Origin of the sequence: Paracoccus sp. SCN 68-21 (assembly GCF_001724535.1) — a bacterium.
GTDB classification, from domain to species: Bacteria; Pseudomonadota; Alphaproteobacteria; order Rhodobacterales; family Rhodobacteraceae; genus Paracoccus; species Paracoccus hibiscisoli.
The window spans coordinates 57,080-74,562 of the sequence record NZ_MEES01000005.1 but is presented as its reverse complement, the minus strand read 5'-3'; the positions used below and the strand labels follow the sequence as shown (position 1 = coordinate 74,562).

Sequence of the window (17,483 nt, the reverse complement as noted above, 5' to 3'; positions counted from 1 at the left end):
GGACATGAGCATTGCAAAGGCGATATCGAATGCGATGTCGGGACTGACCGCCACCGCGCGCGGGACCGAGGTCGTGGCATCGAACCTGTCCAACATCATGACGCCGGGCTATGCCCGGCGCGAGATGGTGGTGACCGCCCAGTTGCTGGGCGGGGGCGTGCGCATCGATGGCATCACCCGCATCGTGAATGCCAGCCTGCTGTCCGAGGCGCGGATGGCGGCATCCTCGGTCGGCGATGTTTCGGCGCGGGCCTCGTTCTTCCAGGGGATGGAAAAGATCGTGGGCCTGCCCGGAGAGCCGCAGGCCCTGTCCACCGCATTGACCGATTTCCAGGCCGCGCTGAGCGCCGCCGCCGCCCGCCCCGACGATGAGATCCGCCTGTCCCAGATCGTCAGCACAGCCTCGGCCCTGGCCGGTCGGCTGAACGCGGCCTCGACCGCCGTCCAGGCGGCGCGCAGCACGGCCCAGCAGGACATCGCCAGCGAAGTGGCCACGGTGAATGCCGCGCTGGAGCGTGTGGCCTATCTGAACGCGCGCATCACGGTTCTGGACGCGGATGGCAAGGACGCCACCCCGCTGATGGACGAGCGCCAGCAGCAGATCGACCGGATCGCCCGGATCGTTCCGGTGCAGGAGGTCACCCGCGAAGGCGGCAAGGTCGCGCTGTTTACGGCCGAGGGCGCGGTCCTGCTGGACGGCAGCGTCCCGGCGCGGCTGGGGGTCCAGGGCAATGCCCAAGTGACTGCCGGCCAGGTGGTCGGCGCGCCGCTGGAGTTGCTGACGCTGAACGGCACCGCGCTGAGCGCCGCGCAGATGCGGCTGTTCGGGGGTGGGTCGCTGGCGGCGAATTTCCAGATCCGCGATCAGTTGGGCCCCCAGCTGCAGTCCGAACTGGACGATATGGCCTTCGAATTGCACCAGCGCCTGGCCGACCCTGCGGTCGATCCGACCCTGGGTGCCGGCGATGCTGGTCTGTTCACCGATGTAGGCGCACGGGCCGATCCGGCCACCCTGGTCGGGCTGGCCGGACGGATCGCGCTGAACGCCAGCGTCGATCCTGGTCAGGGGGGGCAGCTGTGGCGTCTCCGATCGGGGTTGCAGGCGCCCAATGGCGAGCCGGTGGGGCAATCGTCGGTGCTGAACGCGCTGGTCGACGCGCTGGATGCGCAACGTCCCGCGCAGCCCGGCAGCGGCTTTACCGGCAATGGCAGCCTGTCATCGCGGTTCGGGTCCGTCGAATCGCGCGTCGCCACGCGTCGCGTCGAGGCCCAGGCCGACCTGGCGGTCCGCAGCAGCCGCCAGTCCACCCTGTCGGCCAGCATGATGGCCGAGGGCGTGGACAGCGACGCCGAGATGCAGCGGTTGCTGCAATACGAACAGTCCTTTGCCGCCAATGCCCGCGTGCTGTCCGCCGTGGACGAGATGATCAACCAGATCCTGAGGATATAAGCCAGTGACCCTGAACAGTATCGGCGACCAAGCCCGAGCCTACGCCCTGCAGGTCGCTTCGAACCGGATCAAGACGACGCTGTCCACGCTGACCCAAGAGGTCGCGTCGGGCCAGGTGGCCGATGTCGGCCAGCGCCTCGAGGGCAACACCCGCGCCCTGAACGAGATCGAGAACCGCATCCGGCTAACCAGCCAGCTGCGCCAGAACGGCAGTGATGCCGCAATCCGCCTGCAGGCGATCCAGGATGTCTTTGCGTCTGTGCGCCTGAGCACGACCGAGCTGGGATTTGCGCTGGCGGTTGATCCGTTCGGGGATGCTGCTGTCCTTGGCACGCGATCGGCCGAAGTCGCCAATGCCTTCGAATCGGTCATCCAGCGGCTGAACGGGACCAATAGCAACCGCTATCTGTTCTCTGGGGAGGCCAGCGACGTGGTGCCCCTGTCCAGCGCGGCTGAGATGCTGGACATCCTGCAGGGCATCACCGCGCCCCTGACCACGGCCGCCGATGTCGCACAGGCGGTGTCGGACTGGTTCGACGCGCCGGAGGGTGGTGGCGGGTTCCTGGACACTGCCTATCACGGAACGCTTGGCCCGGCACAGCGCATCTCGGTTGGCGAGGGGGTGGCCGTCCCGATGGAAACCACCGGAGCCTCTACGGCGGTGCGCGATCTGCTCAAGGGGCTGGCGATGGCTGCGGTGATGGATCGTGGCGCGCTGGCCGGAAACCAGGTCGAACGGCGGCAGCTGATGACGACCGCCGGCCTGCAGATGACAACTGCCGACAGCAGCATGCTGAGCGAGATGGGCCGCGTCGGCCTGGCCCAGCAGGTCGTCGAACGCGCTCAGGTGACAGGAACATCCAGCCTGAACGCGCTTGAACGCGCCCGCGGCGAGATCCGCAGCGCCGATCCGTTCGAAACCGCTGCCGCCCTGACCGAGGTGCAGGGCCAGCTGGAAGCGCTCTATGCCGTGACGGCGCGGTTGTCGAAGCTCAAACTGGTGGATTATTTGCGGTGAAAACAGTCATTCATGCCTTGATCCTGTGGTTGGCCTTCAGCATATCGGCATTGGCCGTTCCGGTGCGCATCAAGGATCTGGCCGATTTCGACGGGGTCCGCGGGAACGACCTGGTGGGCTATGGCCTGGTGGTCGGCCTGGACGGATCGGGCGACGGGATGCGCAACGCCCCCTTTACCGAGGACATGCTGGCCGGACTGCTGGAGCGGTTGGGCGTCAACGTCACCGATGACGCGCTGCGGTCCAAGAACGTCGCGGCTGTGATCGTGACCGCGACGCTGCCGCCCTTTGCCCGCTCTGGCAGCCGCATCGACGTGAAGGTGGCGGCCATCGGCGATGCGAAGAGCCTGCTGGGCGGCACGCTGGTCATGACCCCGCTGAAGGCGGCGGACGGCAACATCTATGCCGTGGCCCAGGGTTCGATCATTGCCGGGGGGGCCGCGGCCCAGGGCGATGCCGCCCGCGTGGTCGAGGGTGTCCCCACCACGGGCAGCATCCCGGTCGGTGCCCGCGTCGAACGCGAGGTCGAGTTCGACTTTGCGGGGATCAACGACATCCGCATCGCGCTGCGCAACGCCGATTTCACCACCGCCACCCGCGTCGAGGATGCGATCAACCGCGATTTCAACCGCCAGTTGGCGGTGACGCTGGACAGCGGCACGATCGTGGTCAACTTTCGGGGTCTGGGCGACGTCAACCCGGCCCGCGTCGTGGGCCGGATCGAGAACCTGCTGATCGAGCCGGAGGACCGCGCCAAGGTCGTGATCGACCACAAGTCCGGCACGATCGTGGTCGGAGAGCGGGTGCGGATTTCGCGGGTCGCGGTGTCCCAGGGCAACCTGACCCTGCGCGTGGCCGAGGCGCCGCTGGTGTCCCAGCCCAACCCCTTCGCCCAGGGCGAGACGGTGACCGTACCCCGCACTGCCGTCGAGATGGTGCAGGAACCCGGCATCGGCTTTGTCGAGGTCGCAGGCGAGACGAACCTCAGCGATCTGGTCGACGGGCTGAACGCCCTGGGTGTGCGCCCACGCGACATGATCGACATCCTGAAATCGATCCACTCGGCCGGGGCGCTGCATGCGGACCTGATCGTCGAATAGCGCCTCAGGCGCGCAGGGCCCCGGTCAGGGCCGACAGGACCAGAGCCGCCGTCGCGGCTCTGGTCTGTCTGTAGAACCCGCCGCGGCGCAGCGCCGCCACTGCGGCCAAGCCGGGCCTGCTGAGCATCTGGTCCAGCTGTGCCAGCGTCAGTCGGCTGTCTTGGGGCAGGTCCAGTGGCGCCAGGCTGTCATGGCCCGCCCGCAGCCAGGTGCCGAACTCTCCTCCCATCAGCTTGCGGAACCGTGCGGCCAAGGCTGGTGCGGTATCGTTGCGGCCGACCTCGCTTCGGGCATGCTGGCGATACAGCAGGGCGGGCCGCGGGTCGTGGATCAGCTGCGCGCCATGGGCTGCCGTCACCTGATAGGCCCACCAGTCATGCGAGATCACCCCGGCGCGGCGCGCATGCGGGACGGCCGCCTGCAGCAGGGCCACCGCCCGGGCATTGAAGACCGAGGTGTTGCCCGCCATGCAGGCCTGGACCAGTGCGTTGCGGAACCCCAAGGGCCTGTGGAACTGTCGCGAGGGGACCAGCGGGCGCAGATCGGCATCGGTGATGATGGTGCGCGCGGCGTAATGCGCAGCCCCGGTCTGATGCGCCATCGCGGCCACCGCGCGCGCCAGCTTGTCGGGGAACCACAGGTCGTCCTGATCGCAGAACGCCGCCCACGCGCCGGGGGGAACCTGATCCAGAAGCGACAGGAAATTGGCCGTGGCCCCCTGGCGCGGCCCGTCGATCAGGCGGATCTGCCCCGGCGGACGATCCTGCGCGAAATCGGCGACCATCTCGCGGGTGCCATCGGTCGAGTTGTCGTCCGACACCACCAACGACCAGCGCCCGAAGGATTGCCCGGCGATACTGGTCAGCTGCGTGCGCAGATGCGCCGCGCCCTGATAGGTGGCAAGCAGGATCACCACATGAGGAGACGTCATGGCAGCCCTTTCGACCGATGCGAAAACCGGCGCGGCCGTGGGGCGCGCGCCGGGTGCTGCAGGTTGTGACGTCTTGCGACGCCCGGGGCAAGCCTAGCCGGGCTGTCGGACGATATCCTCGATCAGGACGGCGCTGACCGGCAGGTCGGTGGCGGCGCGGGCCGCGCGCAGCAGTCCTTCGCGCAGCGTCGCCAGGTTGCGGTCGGCGGTGAAGTTGCCGTCGAACCCGCCGGTATTGGCATGGATCATCAGCGCCCGCAGCATCGCGTCGCGCAGGCTGTGTTCCTTTTTCGCCAGGGCGCCCAGGCTGGTGCTGTCGGTCTGCATGGTCAGCGTCAGGATCATCACGTCCTGCAGGTCGCCCTGCCGCACCAGCGGCACGAAAAACTGGGTCGGGAACTGGAACCATGCGGCCTCGCCCGCGGGGGCGGCGTCATGCCCGCCCGGTGCCGCGCCATGGCCGTCCCCTGCGGCCTCGGGGGTGCCGGCATGCTCGGATGCGGCGGCATCCGGGGCGGGGGCGCGCAGCATGTCGCCGGCGACCGCCCCCCCCACGAGGGCCAGGACGGGCAGGGCCAGGGGAATGATCTTGCGTATCACGGGCGCACCTCAATAAGGCAGGATGATGTCGGCGATCTGCTGGCCATAGCGCGGCTGCTGCACATCGGTGATCTGGCCGCGGCCGCCATAGCTGATGCGCGCACCGGCGATGCGGTCATAGGCGATTTCGTTGCTGCGGCCGATATCGGCGGGGCGGACAAAGCCGCTGACGGTCAGCTCGCGCAGCTCGAAGTTCACGCGGACCTCCTGCGTGCCCTCGATCTGCAGCGATCCGTTGGGCAGCGTGTCCACCACCGTCGCCGCCACGCGCAGCGTCAGCTTGTCGCGCCGCGAGATGTTGCCGTTGCCGCGATACGAGGACGAGGCCGAGGCATCGGCCAGCTCGTCAAAGCTGGCGCCCTCGGGCAGCTTGTCGGCCAGGCGCTGCGGGATGCCCACCATCTGCGGGATCGACACATTCTCGCGCGACGTGCGCGTCCGGCCGCTGCTGTTGCTGATCTCGGCGCGGTCGTCGATTTCGATCACCACGGTCAGGATGTCGCCGCGGATGGCCGCGCGCCGGTCGCTGATCAGCGAGGACTGCGTCCCGGCCCAGAGCGAGGCCGCGGCCTCAGGGCGGCCCGAATTCAGCGTCAGGTCCAGGGGCGGATTGGTCATCGCCTGGAATTCCTCGCTGTCGCGCGGAGAGGTCAGCTGTGGCGGCTGGCCGACATTGACGGCGCGGGCGCAGCCCGAGGCGGCCAGGATCAGGCACAGCAGGGTGGCGGGTTTCATCGGTTTTCCTTTCAGTTCAGCACGGCCAGCGTGCCGTCGGGCAGAACCTGCGCGGTGACGGTGCTGCGCGAGCCCATGTTCATGACGCGGATCAGCTCGCCTGCGGCGCCGTCCGACATGGCGCGCCCCTCGGTGTCGATCCGCAGCCCGCCGCGCTGAAAGCGCAGGCGGACGATCTGGTTGCGGCCGACCACGCGGGGGGCCTGCAGCATGTTGGCGTGCAGCGGGCGGCCCTCGTAGATGGTGATGCGGGTCTGCATGCCGATGGCCGCAGACGGATCGGTCAGGCCGGGGCGGTCGGTGTCGACCACGCGCAGATCGCCCGCGCCGATCACGCTGCCCGCAGGCAGGGTGCGCGCCGCGCCCAGGCCGCCCGCATGGACGGCGCCGGGCAGCAGCGCCAGGATCAGGACCAGGGCGCGCATCACCGCACCTGCGTCGTCGCGCCGAGCATCTGGTCGGCGGCGGTGATGACCTTGGCGTTCAGCTCGTAGCCGCGCTGCGCCTTGATCAGCTCGGTGATCTCGCGCACGGCATCGACCGAGCTTTCCTCCAGATAGCCCTGGCGCAGCGTGCCCAGTCCGTCCTGGCCGGGATTCACCACCTGCGGCCCGCCCGAGGCCGCCGTCTCGATGAACAGGTTCGAGCCGATCGCCTCCAGGCCCTTCTCGTTGGCAAAGCCTGCCAAAGTGAACTGGCCCAGCAGCTCGGGTTCGACCCGGTCGGTGAAATAGGCATAGACCTCGCCGCCGGCATTGATGGTGATGGAGCGGGCGTCGTCGGGGATGGTGATGTTGGGGACCAACGGATAGCCGTCCGAGGTCACGATCAGCCCCTCGGGAGAGCGTTTCAGGCCGCCGTCGCGCGTATAGCCCGAGATGCCCGCGGGCAGCGTCACCTCCAGATAGCCGTCGCCCTCGATGGCCAGGTCCAGATCGCCGCCGGTCTGGTTCAGCGCGCCCTGTTGCAGGTTCACGCTGACGGCGGTGGGGCGCACGCCCAGGCCCAGCTGGACGCCCGCCGGGATGACGGTGCCGTCGGCGGCGGTCACGCTGCCGGGGCGGGCGGCCTGCTGGTAGTGCAGGTCGGCAAATTCGGCCCGCCGCGCGTTATAGCCCGTGGTGGACATGTTCGCGAGGTTGTTCGAGATGACCTCGACGCGGGTCTGCTGGGCGCTCATGCCGGTGGCGGCGATCTGCAGGGCTCTCATGGCGGCTCCTTAACGGGTCATGGCGGTGATCGCGCCGCGGATCCGCTGATCCTCGCGATCCAGGAAGGTCTGGCCCAGCTCATAGGCGCGCTGGACCTCGATCATGCGGGTGATCTCCATGATTGGATCGACGTTGGATTCCTCCAGAAAGCCCTGGCGGATGCGGCCCTCTTCGACGGGCTGGGGGGCGCCGTCGATGGTGAAGGCGGTGCCGCTTTGGCGCGACAGGTCCACGCCCTCGGGCGGGGTGAACAGGCCGATGCGGCCAAAGGGCAGGCCGTTCGACGACAGCGTCCCGTCCTGGCCCACCGCGACCGAACTGGCGCCGGCGGGCAGGATGATGGGGGCCTGCCCCTCGTCCAGCAGGCGGTGGCCCTCGGCGGTCATCAGCTCGCCCTCGGGCGAGGGCATGAAGGCGCCGGCACGGGTCAGGCGCAGCCCGTCGGGGGCCTCGACCAGAAAGAACCCATCGCCCTCGATGGCCAGGTCCATGCTGTTGTTCGTCTGCGTCAGCACCCCCTGCTGCAGGTCCAGCAGGCGGCCGCGCGCATGCGCCATGGACAGCGTGTCGCCCTGACGGTCCAGCGCCGACAGGTGCTCGGCAAAGATCACGCCCTCGCGGCGGTATCCGGTGGTGTTGGCATTGGCGATGTTGTTGGCCACGACCCGCATTTCGGCCATCAGGCCGGATTGACGCGACAGGCTGGCATAGATGGCGTTGTCCATCTCAGCGCCCCGCGATCAGGGGAATGATCTCGCCCAGGTAGAAATCGGCCAGGGCGGTGGTCATGAAGCTCATGGAGACCCAGAACACGACCAGCATCAGCCCGACCTTGGGCACGAAGGTCAGCGTCATCTCCTGGACCGAGGTCAGCGCCTGGAACAGGCCGATGACCACGCCCGCGATCAGCGCCACCCCCAGCAACGGCGCCGAGATCCGCACCGCGATCAGCAGCGCCTGGCGCAGCATGTCGAAAAGGACCGTCTCTCCCATCACAGCGTCCCTTCCATCACACGGGCATCCGCAGGATTTCCTGATAGGCCTCGACCACCTTGTCGCGGATGGCGACGACGGTGTTCATGGTCAGCTCGGCCTCGGCGATGGTCTGGACCAGCTGCTGGGTGCTGGTCTGACCCATCATCGTGCTGGTCGAGACCTGGTCGACCTGGGCCATCTGGGCGGCGAAGTCCTCGGCCGCCTGGCCGACGCGGGCCAGGGTCTGGGACGCGCTTTGCGCATCCGGGGCCACGGCCTGGCGGGCGGCGGAATAGGCGTTGGCGGCATTCAGTCCGGTGATCATGGGGGGCGGCCTTTCTAGCGGCGGATAAGATCGAGAAGAGCAGAGCTCATCTGGCGGGTCTGTTCGAACATGCGCAGGTTGGCCTCGTAGCTGCGGCCCGCCTCGCGCGAGTCGGCCAGCTCGATTACCAGATCGACGTTCGAGCCGTCGTAATAGCCGTCCTGGTCGGCCATCGGATGCGCGGGGTCGTGGATGCGCGGCAGCACGGATTGGTCCAGGCGCATGCGCCCGGCCTCGACCTCGCCCGTGGGTCGGCCGAAACGCACGGCCTCCTCAAAGCTGACCAGCTTGCGGCGATAGCCGGGCGTGTCGGCATTGGCGATGTTCTCGGCGGTGTGGCGCAGGCGTTCGGTCTGCGCACGCATCCCCGACGCTGCCAGGCGCAGCGGCGAAATCGGATCGGTCATGGGGGTGGTTCCTTACCTGCGTCCCAGGCTGGACCGCACCAGGTCCAACCCGGAGCGATAGATGGCCAGCGATCGGTCATGGTGGCTTTTCACCTCGGCGGCGCGGACCATCTGATCCTCCAGCGACACCGAGTTGCCGTTGGGCGAGGCCGGTCCCGCGGTCTCGATCACCCGCGCGCCGCCGGGCGACCAGGCGGGGCTGTCCAGGTGGCGGGCATTCGACACCCGCAGCGGCCCCGTCCCGTCGGCCTTGCGATAGGCCTCCGAAAAGGGCTGCATGTCGCGCGCCCGGTATCCGGGCGTGTCGGCATTGGCGATGTTGCGCGCCACCTCGATATGGCGGCTTTGCGTGTGCAGGCCCATGGCGCGGGCCATTCTCAGCATCTCGATCTTCTCAAACATGAGGCTTCTCCTCAATCTCGATAAACCCGGTCTTAACCCCAATTGGTTTAGAAACCGTTTCAAGGACCCGAAATTGCAGCCCCGTTGAGGACGCCCTGATGGATAAACTTGAATCGATCGCCCGCCGCCTGTCGCAGCTGCGGCTGGCGCGGCACTACGGACGCGTCCAGTCGATCCGCGCCGGCCTGATCGCGGTCGAGGGGCTGAACGGGCGCGCCTCGGTGGGCGACCGGGTGCGAATCGCCCTGCCTCAGGCCGATCTGGGCGGCGAGGTCGTGGGCCTGTCCCCCCGCGCCGCGCAGATCCTGCCCGAGGGCGCGATCGAGGGGCTGTCCGTCGGCGCCGAGGTTCAGCTGGCCTTCGCGCCGCGAATCGCGCCCTGCGACGCCTGGATCGGGCGCATCATCGACCCCCTGGGCCAGCCGCTGGACGGCCGCCCCCTGCCGCAGGGCCTGGTCGAGCGGAACTTTCGCGCCGAGGCCCCACCCGCCGTCACGCGCAAACGCCTTGGCGCGCGGCTGGCCACCGGGCTGGCGGTCTTTGACACGCTGCTGCCGCTGGTCGCGGGGCAGCGGATCGGCCTGTTCGCCGGGTCTGGGGTGGGCAAGTCCACGCTGCTGTCACAGATGGCGCGGGGGGTGCAGGCCGATGTGGTGGTCATCGCCATGATCGGCGAACGCGGCCGCGAGCTGCGCGAATTCGTCGAAAAGACCATGGGCCCCGAGGGCATGGCCCGCACCGTGATCGTGGCGGCGACTTCGGACCGCTCTCCGCTGATCCGCAGGCGATGTGCCTGGGCCGCGATGGCCGTGGCCGAGCATTTCCGCGACGAGGGCCGCCACGTGCTGTTCTTGGCCGATTCGATCACCCGCTTTGCCGAGGCGCATCGCGAGATCGCCCTGGCGGCGGGCGAACCGGCCAGCTATCGCGGCTTTCCGCCCTCGGTGTCGAACCTGATCATGGGGCTGGCGGAGCGCGCGGGGCCAGGCCCCGAGGGCACGGGCGACATCACCGGCATCTTCAGCGTGCTGGTCGCGGGCTCCGACATGGAGGAGCCGGTGGCCGACATCCTGCGCGGCACGCTGGATGGCCATGTGGTGCTGGACCGCACCATCGCGGAACGCGGGCGCTTTCCGGCGGTGGATGTGGTCCGCTCGGTCTCGCGGTCCTTGCCCGATGCCGCCAGCGCGGTCGAGAACGTGGCCATCGCACGGGCGCGCGCAGCCCTGGGTGCCTATGCCGAATCAGAGCTGATGATCCGCGCGGGCCTCTATGCGCCCGGTTCGGACCCCAAGCTGGACGAGGCCGTGCGCCTGTTCCCGCAGCTGGACGAATTCGTCACCCGCCGCTGTCCGGGCATTCCCGAGAGTTTCGCCGCGCTGGAGGCGGCATTGCGCCTGCCGCGAGCCCGCCTGTAAGTCGGTCCATTTCACGCAAGGCGAAACCTTGCGCGGCGCAGCGACGTTAGGCGATTGATCAATGTTAGAACGCGACGGGCGGGCATTGCACCCCGAATCGCGATTTGCAAGTGTCCGGCAAATTTTGGAAAGGAGGGCGGAATGGCGATCACAGAGTATTTTATCCGCTTCCTTCAACGCCGTGACAGCCTGCCGGAACGGGATCTGGCGCGTCTGCGCGCCCTGCGGACCCAGCATGTCAGCTTTGCCCCCGGAGAGGTGATCGTCCCCGTCGACCGCCTGGCCAAGCGCAGCTGCATGATGCTGCGCGGCATGTCGGCGCGGTCGCATCAGCTGGTCGGACGGCCGGACGAACGCGTCATCACCGCGCTGCATGTGCCGGGCGATTTCGTCGATCTGCACGGCTTCGTGCTGGCCGGGCTGGAGCATTCCGTCGTGGCCGTGGGCCATGCCGAGGTCGAGTTCGTCGACCATGACGAGCTGATCAAGATCACCGAGAATTTTCCTCACCTGACGCGCCTGCTGTGGATGGCGACGCTGATCGACGCGGCGGTGCATCGGCAATGGCTGGTGGCGGCGGCCTCGCTGCGCTCCAGCGCGCATCTGGCCCACTTGCTGTGCGAGGTCTACACGCGCCTGAACGCGGTGGGTGCTGCGGCGAACCATCAGTTCGCCCTGCCGCTGCTGCAGCGCGAGCTGGCCGATATCCTGGGCTATTCGCCGATCCATGTGAACCGCGCGGTGCGCGATCTGCGCGACCGGGGGCTGCTGCGCTGGTCGGGGGCGGATGTCACGATTCTGGACTGGAAGGGCCTGGCCATGCTGGCCCGGTTCGACCCGACCTATCTGGACATGGAACGGCACAGCCGCTGAGCCCTATTCGCACAGCCGCCAGCCGCCATTGCGCCCGGCGATGTCCAGGTGCAGGTGGTCGTCATGCGCCGCATTCGACCCCGGCCCCAGAACCGTGGTGAACAGCAGGCAGGCGGTGCCCTGTGCGGCCTTCTGGAAGCTTTCGACCGCATCCCCGTCGCCTTGGCGCGGCAGGATCGGCGCCGGATCGCCCTGGTCGAACACGAACCCCATCACGTCGATCGCATTACCATAGCCATGCTCGGACGGCTTGGGCTGTGCCTCGCCGGTGCCCACGCGGTCGCGGCAGGAATAGGCGGGGCCGGTCTGCAGCCCGGTCAGCCGCGGCGCATCGGGCAGCAGCGCGGCGGCAGGCTGCAGGAAATCGCGCGTCCACAGCGCCAGCGACAGCGCCGTGTCACAGCGCATCACCGGCGCGCCGGTCAGGGCGATGCCGGGCAGGATTGCCTCCAGCTGCAGGGGGCGGGCGATGCCGCAGTCGCGCATCTCGGGGTCGGTGACCGGCGCCACCGGGCGGAACCGCGCGCCCATCACCGACAGCGCCAGGCGACAGGCATCGAATTGCGCATCCGATTCGGCCAGCGTGAACCAGACCGGCGGGGGCGGCGGGCCAAAGGGCTCCTGCCCGGTGCCGGCGCTGGACGTGGCAGGGTCCGGGGCATCCTCGGGCTGCGCCCCGTCACTGTCGCCCCCTTCCGATTCGGCCCCCTCCGATTCGGCCCCCTCCGATTCGGGCGCCTTGGTTTCGGGCGCTTCGGTATCGGGCGCCTCCAAGGGCTCTTCCGGGGTGGGGCGTTCCGGTGGGCGATCCTGCGCCGCTGCCGGATGGGCCAGTGCCGACAGGATCAGCGCCAGCGCCAGGGCCCGTGTCATGGCTGGGCGGCCTCGGGCGCGGGGACGACGAACCCGTCGGGCAGGGCATCGGTCAGCGCATCGCTCAGCGGATCGGCCGAGGGGATCGCCGGGTCAGCGGCTGGTGCGGAGGCCGCCGGGTCGGCTGCGGGCATGTCTGCGGTGACGGCCTCGGGCAGGGCCAGCGGCTGGCTGGGCTCGGGCGTGGCGGGGGCGGGCGTGCCGTCCTGCGGCAGGGCGATGTCGGCCACGGGCGGGCTGACGGCGGTGCCGCTGCCGGTCACGTCGGCGATGGTCACCCCCGTATCCAGAAACTCGACCGTGGTGCCGCCGATGGCGACCATGCCGGCCAGCTCCTCGGCATCCCAGTTGGTCAGGCGCACGCAGCCCATCGACTGGTTCGAGAACAGCTGCGACGGCGTCGGCGTGCCGTGGATGCCGTAGGTCGGCTTGGTCAGGCCGATCCAGACCGTGCCCACCGGCCCGTTCGGCCCCGGCGGGATCACCAGCTTGCGGTCATTGCCCTCCTGCCGGAAATTCACGTCGGGATTGTAGGTATAGTTGGGGTTGATCGCGACCGTGCGCACATTGTGCACCCCTTCGGGCGAGGGGGTGGCGCTGCTGCCGATGGTGGCGGGGTAATCCACCAGCATCTGGCCGCGGGCGTTATATCCGGCGACGCGGCGGTTGTCCTTGTCGATGATGATGCGCGTGACCTGACCGCGCAGCGGCGGGTTCGGGGCCATCACCTGGATCGTGGCTCCCGGGACCAGCGCCACGCCGGGGTTCAGGGACTCGATGAAGCGTTCGTCCATGTGGAACCGCTCGCCCAGACGCTCGGCCACGCTGGTATGGGCCATGGCGGGCATGAGCGCCTTTTCGGCGTAATCGGTCGGGATAGACGCGGCCAGCCCGGCGGCATCGGCCTCGGTGATGGTATAGCTTTGGGTGACCGGACGCTCGGCAAAGGATTGCAGCAGGTTCCAGACATGCGGGTCCATGATCCCGTCCTGGGGCAGACCGGTGCGCCGCTCAAAGGCCTTGATCGCGCTCTGGCTCATGCCGCCCTTGAAGCCGTCGATGACGCCCGGAGAGGTACCCGACCGGTCCAGCAGCAGCTGCACCTTGGCGGTCAGCGCCGACCGCCCTGCGGGCAGCGGGCCGCCGTCATATTGCGCCGCCTCGATCTGGGCGGCCGTGAAGGGGACGTCGGGGGTCTGGGCCGTGGCGGGCAGGGCCATGCCAAAGGCCAGCCACAGGGCGGCAATCAGCGGGCGGACAGGGTGGGGCGTCATGGGAGCTCCGATCGTGAGGGGGCAACATCCGGCATTGGGCGGAAAACCGCCAGATAGCGTGGCGGTCACGTTTCGGTCAATTCCAGCTTGCGTTCCGCACAGTGGAATGCCAGCCTGCAAAGTGGAACAGGGAGGAGTTTCACCATGACCACACCGTCGTATCGGACGGCGCTGATGGCTGTCGGCCTGACCGCAGCTTTCGCCGCCCCCACCCTTGCCGAAACCGTGCTGATCTACGGAGAGCCGGGCCCCAACCGCGGCGCCCGCGCCGAGGCCACGCAATGGTTCGCCGATCAGGTCGCCGAACAGTCGGGCGGCGATCTGCGCCTGGACATCACCTGGGGGGGCGCGCTGTTTTCCGAACGCGCCGCGGTGCAGTCGCTGCGCGATGGCGTGGCCGATCTGGGCAGCGTCATCGGCGTCTATTTCCCGCAGGATCTGGTGGCCTATGGCATCGCCGACCTGCCGCTGGACAATCCCGACCCCTGGGTGGGCATGAAGGCCACCGACGCGCTGATGCGTAACAATGAACAGATCACCCAGAACCTGGCCAATCAGGGCTTGGTCTATGTGGGCACCTATACGACGTCCGCCGTCCAGATGGGCTGCAAGGGATCGGCGGTCACCTCGGTCGATCAGCTTGCGGGCAAGAAGGTCCGCGGCGTCGGCGCCTATGGCCAGACCTTCCGCGACCTCGGCGCCACGCTGGTCGACATGACCGTCTATGAGGCCTATCAGGGCCTGGAGAACGGGCTGATCGACTGCACCCAGACCTATTCCTATCTGGTCGCGGCGCTCAAGTTCGATGAGGTCTTCGACAGCTACACCTTCATCGACTGGGGCCAGGTCGGCGCCCTGGGCATCGTGATGAACAAGGCCCTCTATGACGACCTGACCCCCGAACAGCAGCAGGTCATCATGACCGCGGGCGAGGGTCTGGCCGACGAGTTCGGCCGCATCATCGGCGAGGCCAATGCCGAATCGATCGCCATGCTGGAAGACGCCGGCAAAGAGATCGTGCGCTTTTCCGACGACGACCGCGCCCGCCTGACCGAGGCCGCGCAGCCCTATCTGGACGCCTGGTCGGCCCGTGCGACCGCCGCCGGTCTGGACGGCCCCGCCCTGCTGGAGGAATACCGCGCCCTCATCGCGCAATACTCGGCCGAGCTGGAGGCCGAAGGCTATCCCTGGGAGCGTGGCTGACCCATGCGCCTGATCGAGCGGACGCTGCTGGACCTTTCCGTGCTGGCGCTGATCGCGCTTGGCGTGGTGATCTTCGCCAATGTCGTGATGCGTGCGGTGCTGGGGTCCAGCGTGCCCGACGCGATCATCCTGGTGCGTGAACTGATGGTCGCGGCCATCATCCTGCCCATGGCGGCGGCGACGGCGGCACGCAGCCACGTCGCCGTCACCTTCCTGTCCGACCGCATGCCGGTGCGCGTGCGGTCGCGGCTGATTGTGGCGGGCCATGTCATCGGCCTGCTGGCACTGATCCCGCTGATCTACGCGTCCTGGCGCGTCACCGGTCAGGCCTGGCGGTCGGGCGAATTCTATTACGGCGACCTGAACCTGCCCCGCTGGCCGGGCATCGCGCTGTTCATGATCGGACTGGCGCTGATGTGGGTGCGGCTGGCGATCCTGCTGGTGGGCGACGTGGCGCAATTGCGGCGCGGCGACATCCTGCACGATGCCGACGGAAACGAGGTGAACTGATGGACCCGATGACGATCGGCCTTGTCGCCATGGTGGCGGTTCTGGTGCTGCTGGCCATGCGCGTGCCCATCGCCTTCGCGCTGGCGGGCGTGGCCAGCGTGGGCACCTTTCTGGTCTATGCGACCCGCACCGGGGCGTGGATGCCCGAACGGGCGCTGAACCCGACCAGCTCTGTCGTGTTCTCGAACTTCTTCGATCTGGTGCATTCCTACGATCTGTCGATGGTGCCGCTGTTCGTGGCCCTGGGCAACATCGCCTTCTATGCGGGCATCACCACGCGCATCTATGACGCCGCCGCGGTCTGGCTGCGGCAGCTGCCGGGCGGCGTGGCGATGGCATCGGTGCTGGGCTGCGGCGGGTTCTCGGCCATTTCGGGGTCGTCCATCGCCTGCGCCTCGACCATGGGCCGCATCTGCGTGCCCGAGATGCTGCGCATGGGATACGACCCGCGCCTGGCCACCTCATCGGTGGCGGTGGGCGGCACGCTGGGGTCGCTGATCCCGCCATCGGTCCTCTTCATCCTCTATGGCATCTTCACCGAGACCTCGATCGCGCAGCTGTTCCTGGCGGGCATCCTGCCGGGCCTGCTGTCCCTGGTGGGGATGCTGCTGGTCATCGCCTGGTGGGTCGCCCGCGACCCCAAGGCGGCCCCCGCGGGAGAGGCGGGCACCGCCAGCCGCATGGACGCGGCCATCGCGGCATGGCCTGCGCTGATGCTGTTCGTCGTGATCGTCGGCGGCATCTATGGCGGCATCTTCACCGCGACCGAGGCCGCCGCCGTCAGCGTCGTTCTGACCACGCTGATCGGTTTCGCCCAACGCCGCCTGACGCTGGAGATCCTGTGGCGCGCGATCCGCGAAAGCCTGGTCCAGACGGCGGCGATCTTCCTGATCGCGGGGGCGGCCAAGATCTTTGTCAGCTTCGTCGCGCTGACGGGCATGGCGGGCGCGGTCGTGGGCATGGTGTCGGATGCGCAGCTGTCCTTTGCCATGCTGATGCTGGTCGTGGTGGTGATCTATATCGTGCTGGGCATGTTCCTGGACCCGATCGGGATCATGGTCCTGACGCTGCCCTTCATGGTGCCGCTGGTCGAGGGCTATGGCCTGAACCTGATCTGGTTCGGCGTCATCGTGGTCAAGCTGCTGGAGATCGGGCTGATCACGCCCCCCGTGGGTCTGAACGTCTTTGTCGTCAGCAACGTCACCAAGAATGTCAGCATCGACAAGATCTTTGCGGGCGTCAGCCGGTTCCTGGTCATCGACTTTCTGGTGCTGGTGCTGCTGATCCTGTTCCCGATCATCTCGCTGCTGATCCCGGGGTCGATGTGATGACCCCGGATCTGCAAACCGACGACCTGCGCCCCGATTATGAGGACGACCGCAACTTTGCCACCACCCTGGCGCGGGGCCTGTCCGTGCTGCGCGCCTTCCGGGCGGGCGATGACGGCCTGACCAATGCCCAGATCGCGGAACGCACCGGCCTGCCGAAATCGACCGTGTCGCGGCTGACCTTCACCCTGGGCTGCCTGGGCTATCTGACGCAGCCACAGCGCAACGACCGCTATCGCCCCGGCCCCACGCTCTTGGCGATGGGCCATGTCGCGGCGGCGTCGCTGGCCTTTCTGGACCCCGCGCAGGACATGATGCAGGCGCTGGCCGACCAGACCGGCACGCTGGTCCTGTTCGCCGTGCGCGACCGCGACAAGGTCGCGCTGATGCGCACTTGGCGGCCGCAGCGCGCGGCCTCGATCTGGCTGGAGGTCGGGCACCGCCTGCCCATCGGCAGCTCGTCCTCGGGGCTGGCGCTGCTGGGGGCCTCGACGCGGGACGAATTCGCCGCGCTGCTGGCCGAAGGGCCGGAGGCGCCGCTGGACGGCACGCCGCTGGCCGATCTGCGCATGCAGGCCCGCGCCCAGCTGATCGCGCAGGGCTTTGCGGTGGTGCCGCAGGCGCTGCGCTATTCCACCAACATCTCGGCGGTGTCGGTGCCGTTCCGCTCGGCGCGGCTGGCGGGGCCGGTGGCCTTTTCCTGCGGCGCGCTGGACGACGTGCTGCCCGCCGACCGCATCCAGGCCCAGGTCGGCCCCATGCTGCGCGACACCGTGGCCCGCCTGCAGCGGCTGGTCGGCACCGACGGCATCCCCGCCTGGTCCGGCAGCCCGAACGACTAAGAGGTTTC

21 protein-coding genes are annotated in these 17,483 nt (G+C 68.5%); 9 read left to right on the top strand and 12 right to left on the bottom strand.

Features of this window, described 5'->3' with window-relative positions:
* Window positions 1-4: 4 nt before the first annotated feature.
* From flgK to ABS73_RS02710, 3 genes are all read left to right on the top strand, one after another.
* Entirely contained in the window at window positions 5-1,450 is a 1,446-nt protein-coding gene (flgK, locus tag ABS73_RS02720) for a flagellar hook-associated protein FlgK (protein WP_277022161.1), read from the top strand.
* Window positions 1,451-1,454: 4 nt separating this feature from the next.
* Window positions 1,455-2,468 (top strand): flagellin family protein, encoded by a 1,014-nt coding sequence (locus ABS73_RS02715; protein WP_277022164.1) that lies wholly within the window; start codon window positions 1,455-1,457, stop codon window positions 2,466-2,468.
* Between the two features lie 62 nt (window positions 2,469-2,530).
* Entirely contained in the window at window positions 2,531-3,568 is a 1,038-nt protein-coding gene (locus ABS73_RS02710) for a flagellar basal body P-ring protein FlgI (RefSeq protein WP_409596254.1), read from the top strand.
* Window positions 3,569-3,572: 4 nt separating this feature from the next.
* Here ABS73_RS02710 and ABS73_RS02705 read toward each other — a convergent pair whose 3' ends face one another.
* From ABS73_RS02705 to ABS73_RS02660, 10 genes are all read right to left on the bottom strand, one after another.
* The gene (locus tag ABS73_RS02705) at window positions 3,573-4,499 is read right to left on the bottom strand and encodes a glycosyltransferase (protein WP_286693390.1); all 927 of its coding nucleotides are present in this window, start codon (window positions 4,497-4,499) and stop codon (window positions 3,573-3,575) included.
* Window positions 4,500-4,592: 93 nt separating this feature from the next.
* On the bottom strand, window positions 4,593-5,099 hold the full coding sequence (locus tag ABS73_RS02700; RefSeq protein WP_136854784.1) for a hypothetical protein: 507 nt from the start codon (window positions 5,097-5,099) through the stop codon (window positions 4,593-4,595).
* Between the two features lie 9 nt (window positions 5,100-5,108).
* The gene (flgH, locus tag ABS73_RS02695; protein ID WP_286693389.1) at window positions 5,109-5,834 is read right to left on the bottom strand and encodes a flagellar basal body L-ring protein FlgH; all 726 of its coding nucleotides are present in this window, start codon (window positions 5,832-5,834) and stop codon (window positions 5,109-5,111) included.
* A gap of 11 nt (window positions 5,835-5,845) precedes the next feature.
* Window positions 5,846-6,259, bottom strand: a complete 414-nt coding sequence (flgA, locus tag ABS73_RS02690) for a flagellar basal body P-ring formation chaperone FlgA (RefSeq protein WP_136854782.1) — start codon at window positions 6,257-6,259, stop codon at window positions 5,846-5,848.
* A complete protein-coding gene (gene flgG, locus ABS73_RS02685; RefSeq protein ID WP_277020093.1) occupies window positions 6,259-7,044 on the bottom strand; it encodes a flagellar basal-body rod protein FlgG in 786 nt (261 codons plus the stop codon). The genes flgA and flgG overlap by 1 nt, the downstream gene beginning before the upstream one ends.
* Window positions 7,045-7,053: 9 nt before the next feature.
* Window positions 7,054-7,770 (bottom strand): flagellar hook-basal body complex protein, encoded by a 717-nt coding sequence (locus tag ABS73_RS02680; RefSeq protein WP_277020095.1) that lies wholly within the window; start codon window positions 7,768-7,770, stop codon window positions 7,054-7,056.
* 1 nt (window position 7,771) lies between these two features.
* On the bottom strand, window positions 7,772-8,038 hold the full coding sequence (locus tag ABS73_RS02675; protein WP_136854779.1) for a flagellar biosynthetic protein FliQ: 267 nt from the start codon (window positions 8,036-8,038) through the stop codon (window positions 7,772-7,774).
* A gap of 16 nt (window positions 8,039-8,054) precedes the next feature.
* The gene (gene fliE, locus ABS73_RS02670) at window positions 8,055-8,345 is read right to left on the bottom strand and encodes a flagellar hook-basal body complex protein FliE (protein WP_277020098.1); all 291 of its coding nucleotides are present in this window, start codon (window positions 8,343-8,345) and stop codon (window positions 8,055-8,057) included.
* A 14-nt stretch (window positions 8,346-8,359) separates the two neighbouring features.
* The gene (gene flgC / locus ABS73_RS02665; RefSeq protein WP_277020100.1) at window positions 8,360-8,752 is read right to left on the bottom strand and encodes a flagellar basal body rod protein FlgC; all 393 of its coding nucleotides are present in this window, start codon (window positions 8,750-8,752) and stop codon (window positions 8,360-8,362) included.
* 12 nt (window positions 8,753-8,764) lie between these two features.
* Window positions 8,765-9,154, bottom strand: coding sequence for a FlgB family protein (locus ABS73_RS02660; RefSeq protein WP_277020102.1), 390 nt, complete (start codon window positions 9,152-9,154; stop codon window positions 8,765-8,767).
* A 95-nt stretch (window positions 9,155-9,249) separates the two neighbouring features.
* Between ABS73_RS02660 and ABS73_RS02655 the strand changes: the two genes are divergently transcribed.
* Window positions 9,250-10,572: a FliI/YscN family ATPase gene (locus tag ABS73_RS02655; RefSeq protein ID WP_423805168.1), complete on the top strand. Its 1,323-nt coding sequence runs from the start codon at window positions 9,250-9,252 to the stop codon at window positions 10,570-10,572.
* A 141-nt stretch (window positions 10,573-10,713) separates the two neighbouring features.
* A complete protein-coding gene (locus ABS73_RS02650) occupies window positions 10,714-11,445 on the top strand; it encodes a Crp/Fnr family transcriptional regulator (RefSeq protein WP_277020105.1) in 732 nt (243 codons plus the stop codon).
* A gap of 3 nt (window positions 11,446-11,448) precedes the next feature.
* Here the strand turns inward: ABS73_RS02650 and ABS73_RS02645 are convergent, their stop codons facing one another.
* Window positions 11,449-12,318 carry an extensin-like domain-containing protein gene (locus ABS73_RS02645; protein ID WP_277020106.1) on the bottom strand — a complete coding sequence of 290 codons (870 nt, stop codon included), beginning with the start codon at window positions 12,316-12,318 and terminating at the stop codon, window positions 11,449-11,451.
* The gene (locus ABS73_RS02640; RefSeq protein WP_277020108.1) at window positions 12,315-13,592 is read right to left on the bottom strand and encodes a L,D-transpeptidase family protein; all 1,278 of its coding nucleotides are present in this window, start codon (window positions 13,590-13,592) and stop codon (window positions 12,315-12,317) included. The genes ABS73_RS02645 and ABS73_RS02640 overlap by 4 nt, the downstream gene beginning before the upstream one ends.
* Window positions 13,593-13,736: 144 nt before the next feature.
* Here ABS73_RS02640 and ABS73_RS02635 point away from each other — a divergent pair, with 144 nt between their 5' ends.
* The 4 genes from ABS73_RS02635 to ABS73_RS02620 are packed head-to-tail and all read left to right on the top strand — an operon-like array spanning window position 13,737 to window position 17,475.
* Window positions 13,737-14,795: a C4-dicarboxylate TRAP transporter substrate-binding protein gene (locus ABS73_RS02635; RefSeq protein WP_277020110.1), complete on the top strand. Its 1,059-nt coding sequence runs from the start codon at window positions 13,737-13,739 to the stop codon at window positions 14,793-14,795.
* Between the two features lie 3 nt (window positions 14,796-14,798).
* Window positions 14,799-15,305 (top strand): TRAP transporter small permease, encoded by a 507-nt coding sequence (locus tag ABS73_RS02630; protein ID WP_277020111.1) that lies wholly within the window; start codon window positions 14,799-14,801, stop codon window positions 15,303-15,305.
* Window positions 15,305-16,633, top strand: coding sequence for a TRAP transporter large permease (locus ABS73_RS02625; RefSeq protein ID WP_277020113.1), 1,329 nt, complete (start codon window positions 15,305-15,307; stop codon window positions 16,631-16,633). The genes ABS73_RS02630 and ABS73_RS02625 overlap by 1 nt, the downstream gene beginning before the upstream one ends.
* Complete coding sequence (locus tag ABS73_RS02620) at window positions 16,633-17,475, top strand: IclR family transcriptional regulator (RefSeq protein WP_277020115.1); 843 nt, start codon at window positions 16,633-16,635, stop codon at window positions 17,473-17,475. The genes ABS73_RS02625 and ABS73_RS02620 overlap by 1 nt, the downstream gene beginning before the upstream one ends.
* The last annotated feature ends 8 nt before the right edge of the window (window positions 17,476-17,483 follow it).

What these genes read in the sequence shown, in the direction of transcription:
- ABS73_RS02645 (WP_277020106.1), bottom strand. Translation starts at nt 12,318, where the DNA reads ATGACACGGGCCCTGGCGCTGGCGCTGATCCTGTCGGCACTGGCCCAT.
- ABS73_RS02640 (WP_277020108.1), bottom strand. Translation starts at nt 13,592, where the DNA reads ATGACGCCCCACCCTGTCCGCCCGCTGATTGCCGCCCTGTGGCTGGCC.
- ABS73_RS02675 (WP_136854779.1), bottom strand. Translation starts at nt 8,038, where the DNA reads ATGGGAGAGACGGTCCTTTTCGACATGCTGCGCCAGGCGCTGCTGATC.
- ABS73_RS02680 (WP_277020095.1), bottom strand. Translation starts at nt 7,770, where the DNA reads ATGGACAACGCCATCTATGCCAGCCTGTCGCGTCAATCCGGCCTGATG.
- ABS73_RS02620 (WP_277020115.1), top strand. Translation starts at nt 16,633, where the DNA reads ATGACCCCGGATCTGCAAACCGACGACCTGCGCCCCGATTATGAGGAC.
- ABS73_RS02635 (WP_277020110.1), top strand. Translation starts at nt 13,737, where the DNA reads ATGACCACACCGTCGTATCGGACGGCGCTGATGGCTGTCGGCCTGACC.
- ABS73_RS02625 (WP_277020113.1), top strand. Translation starts at nt 15,305, where the DNA reads ATGGACCCGATGACGATCGGCCTTGTCGCCATGGTGGCGGTTCTGGTG.
- fliE (WP_277020098.1), bottom strand. Translation starts at nt 8,345, where the DNA reads ATGATCACCGGACTGAATGCCGCCAACGCCTATTCCGCCGCCCGCCAG.
- ABS73_RS02650 (WP_277020105.1), top strand. Translation starts at nt 10,714, where the DNA reads ATGGCGATCACAGAGTATTTTATCCGCTTCCTTCAACGCCGTGACAGC.
- ABS73_RS02630 (WP_277020111.1), top strand. Translation starts at nt 14,799, where the DNA reads ATGCGCCTGATCGAGCGGACGCTGCTGGACCTTTCCGTGCTGGCGCTG.
- flgA (WP_136854782.1), bottom strand. Translation starts at nt 6,259, where the DNA reads ATGCGCGCCCTGGTCCTGATCCTGGCGCTGCTGCCCGGCGCCGTCCAT.
- flgH (WP_286693389.1), bottom strand. Translation starts at nt 5,834, where the DNA reads ATGAAACCCGCCACCCTGCTGTGCCTGATCCTGGCCGCCTCGGGCTGC.
- flgC (WP_277020100.1), bottom strand. Translation starts at nt 8,752, where the DNA reads ATGACCGATCCGATTTCGCCGCTGCGCCTGGCAGCGTCGGGGATGCGT.
- flgG (WP_277020093.1), bottom strand. Translation starts at nt 7,044, where the DNA reads ATGAGAGCCCTGCAGATCGCCGCCACCGGCATGAGCGCCCAGCAGACC.
- flgK (WP_277022161.1), top strand. Translation starts at nt 5, where the DNA reads ATGAGCATTGCAAAGGCGATATCGAATGCGATGTCGGGACTGACCGCC.
- ABS73_RS02660 (WP_277020102.1), bottom strand. Translation starts at nt 9,154, where the DNA reads ATGTTTGAGAAGATCGAGATGCTGAGAATGGCCCGCGCCATGGGCCTG.
- ABS73_RS02705 (WP_286693390.1), bottom strand. Translation starts at nt 4,499, where the DNA reads ATGACGTCTCCTCATGTGGTGATCCTGCTTGCCACCTATCAGGGCGCG.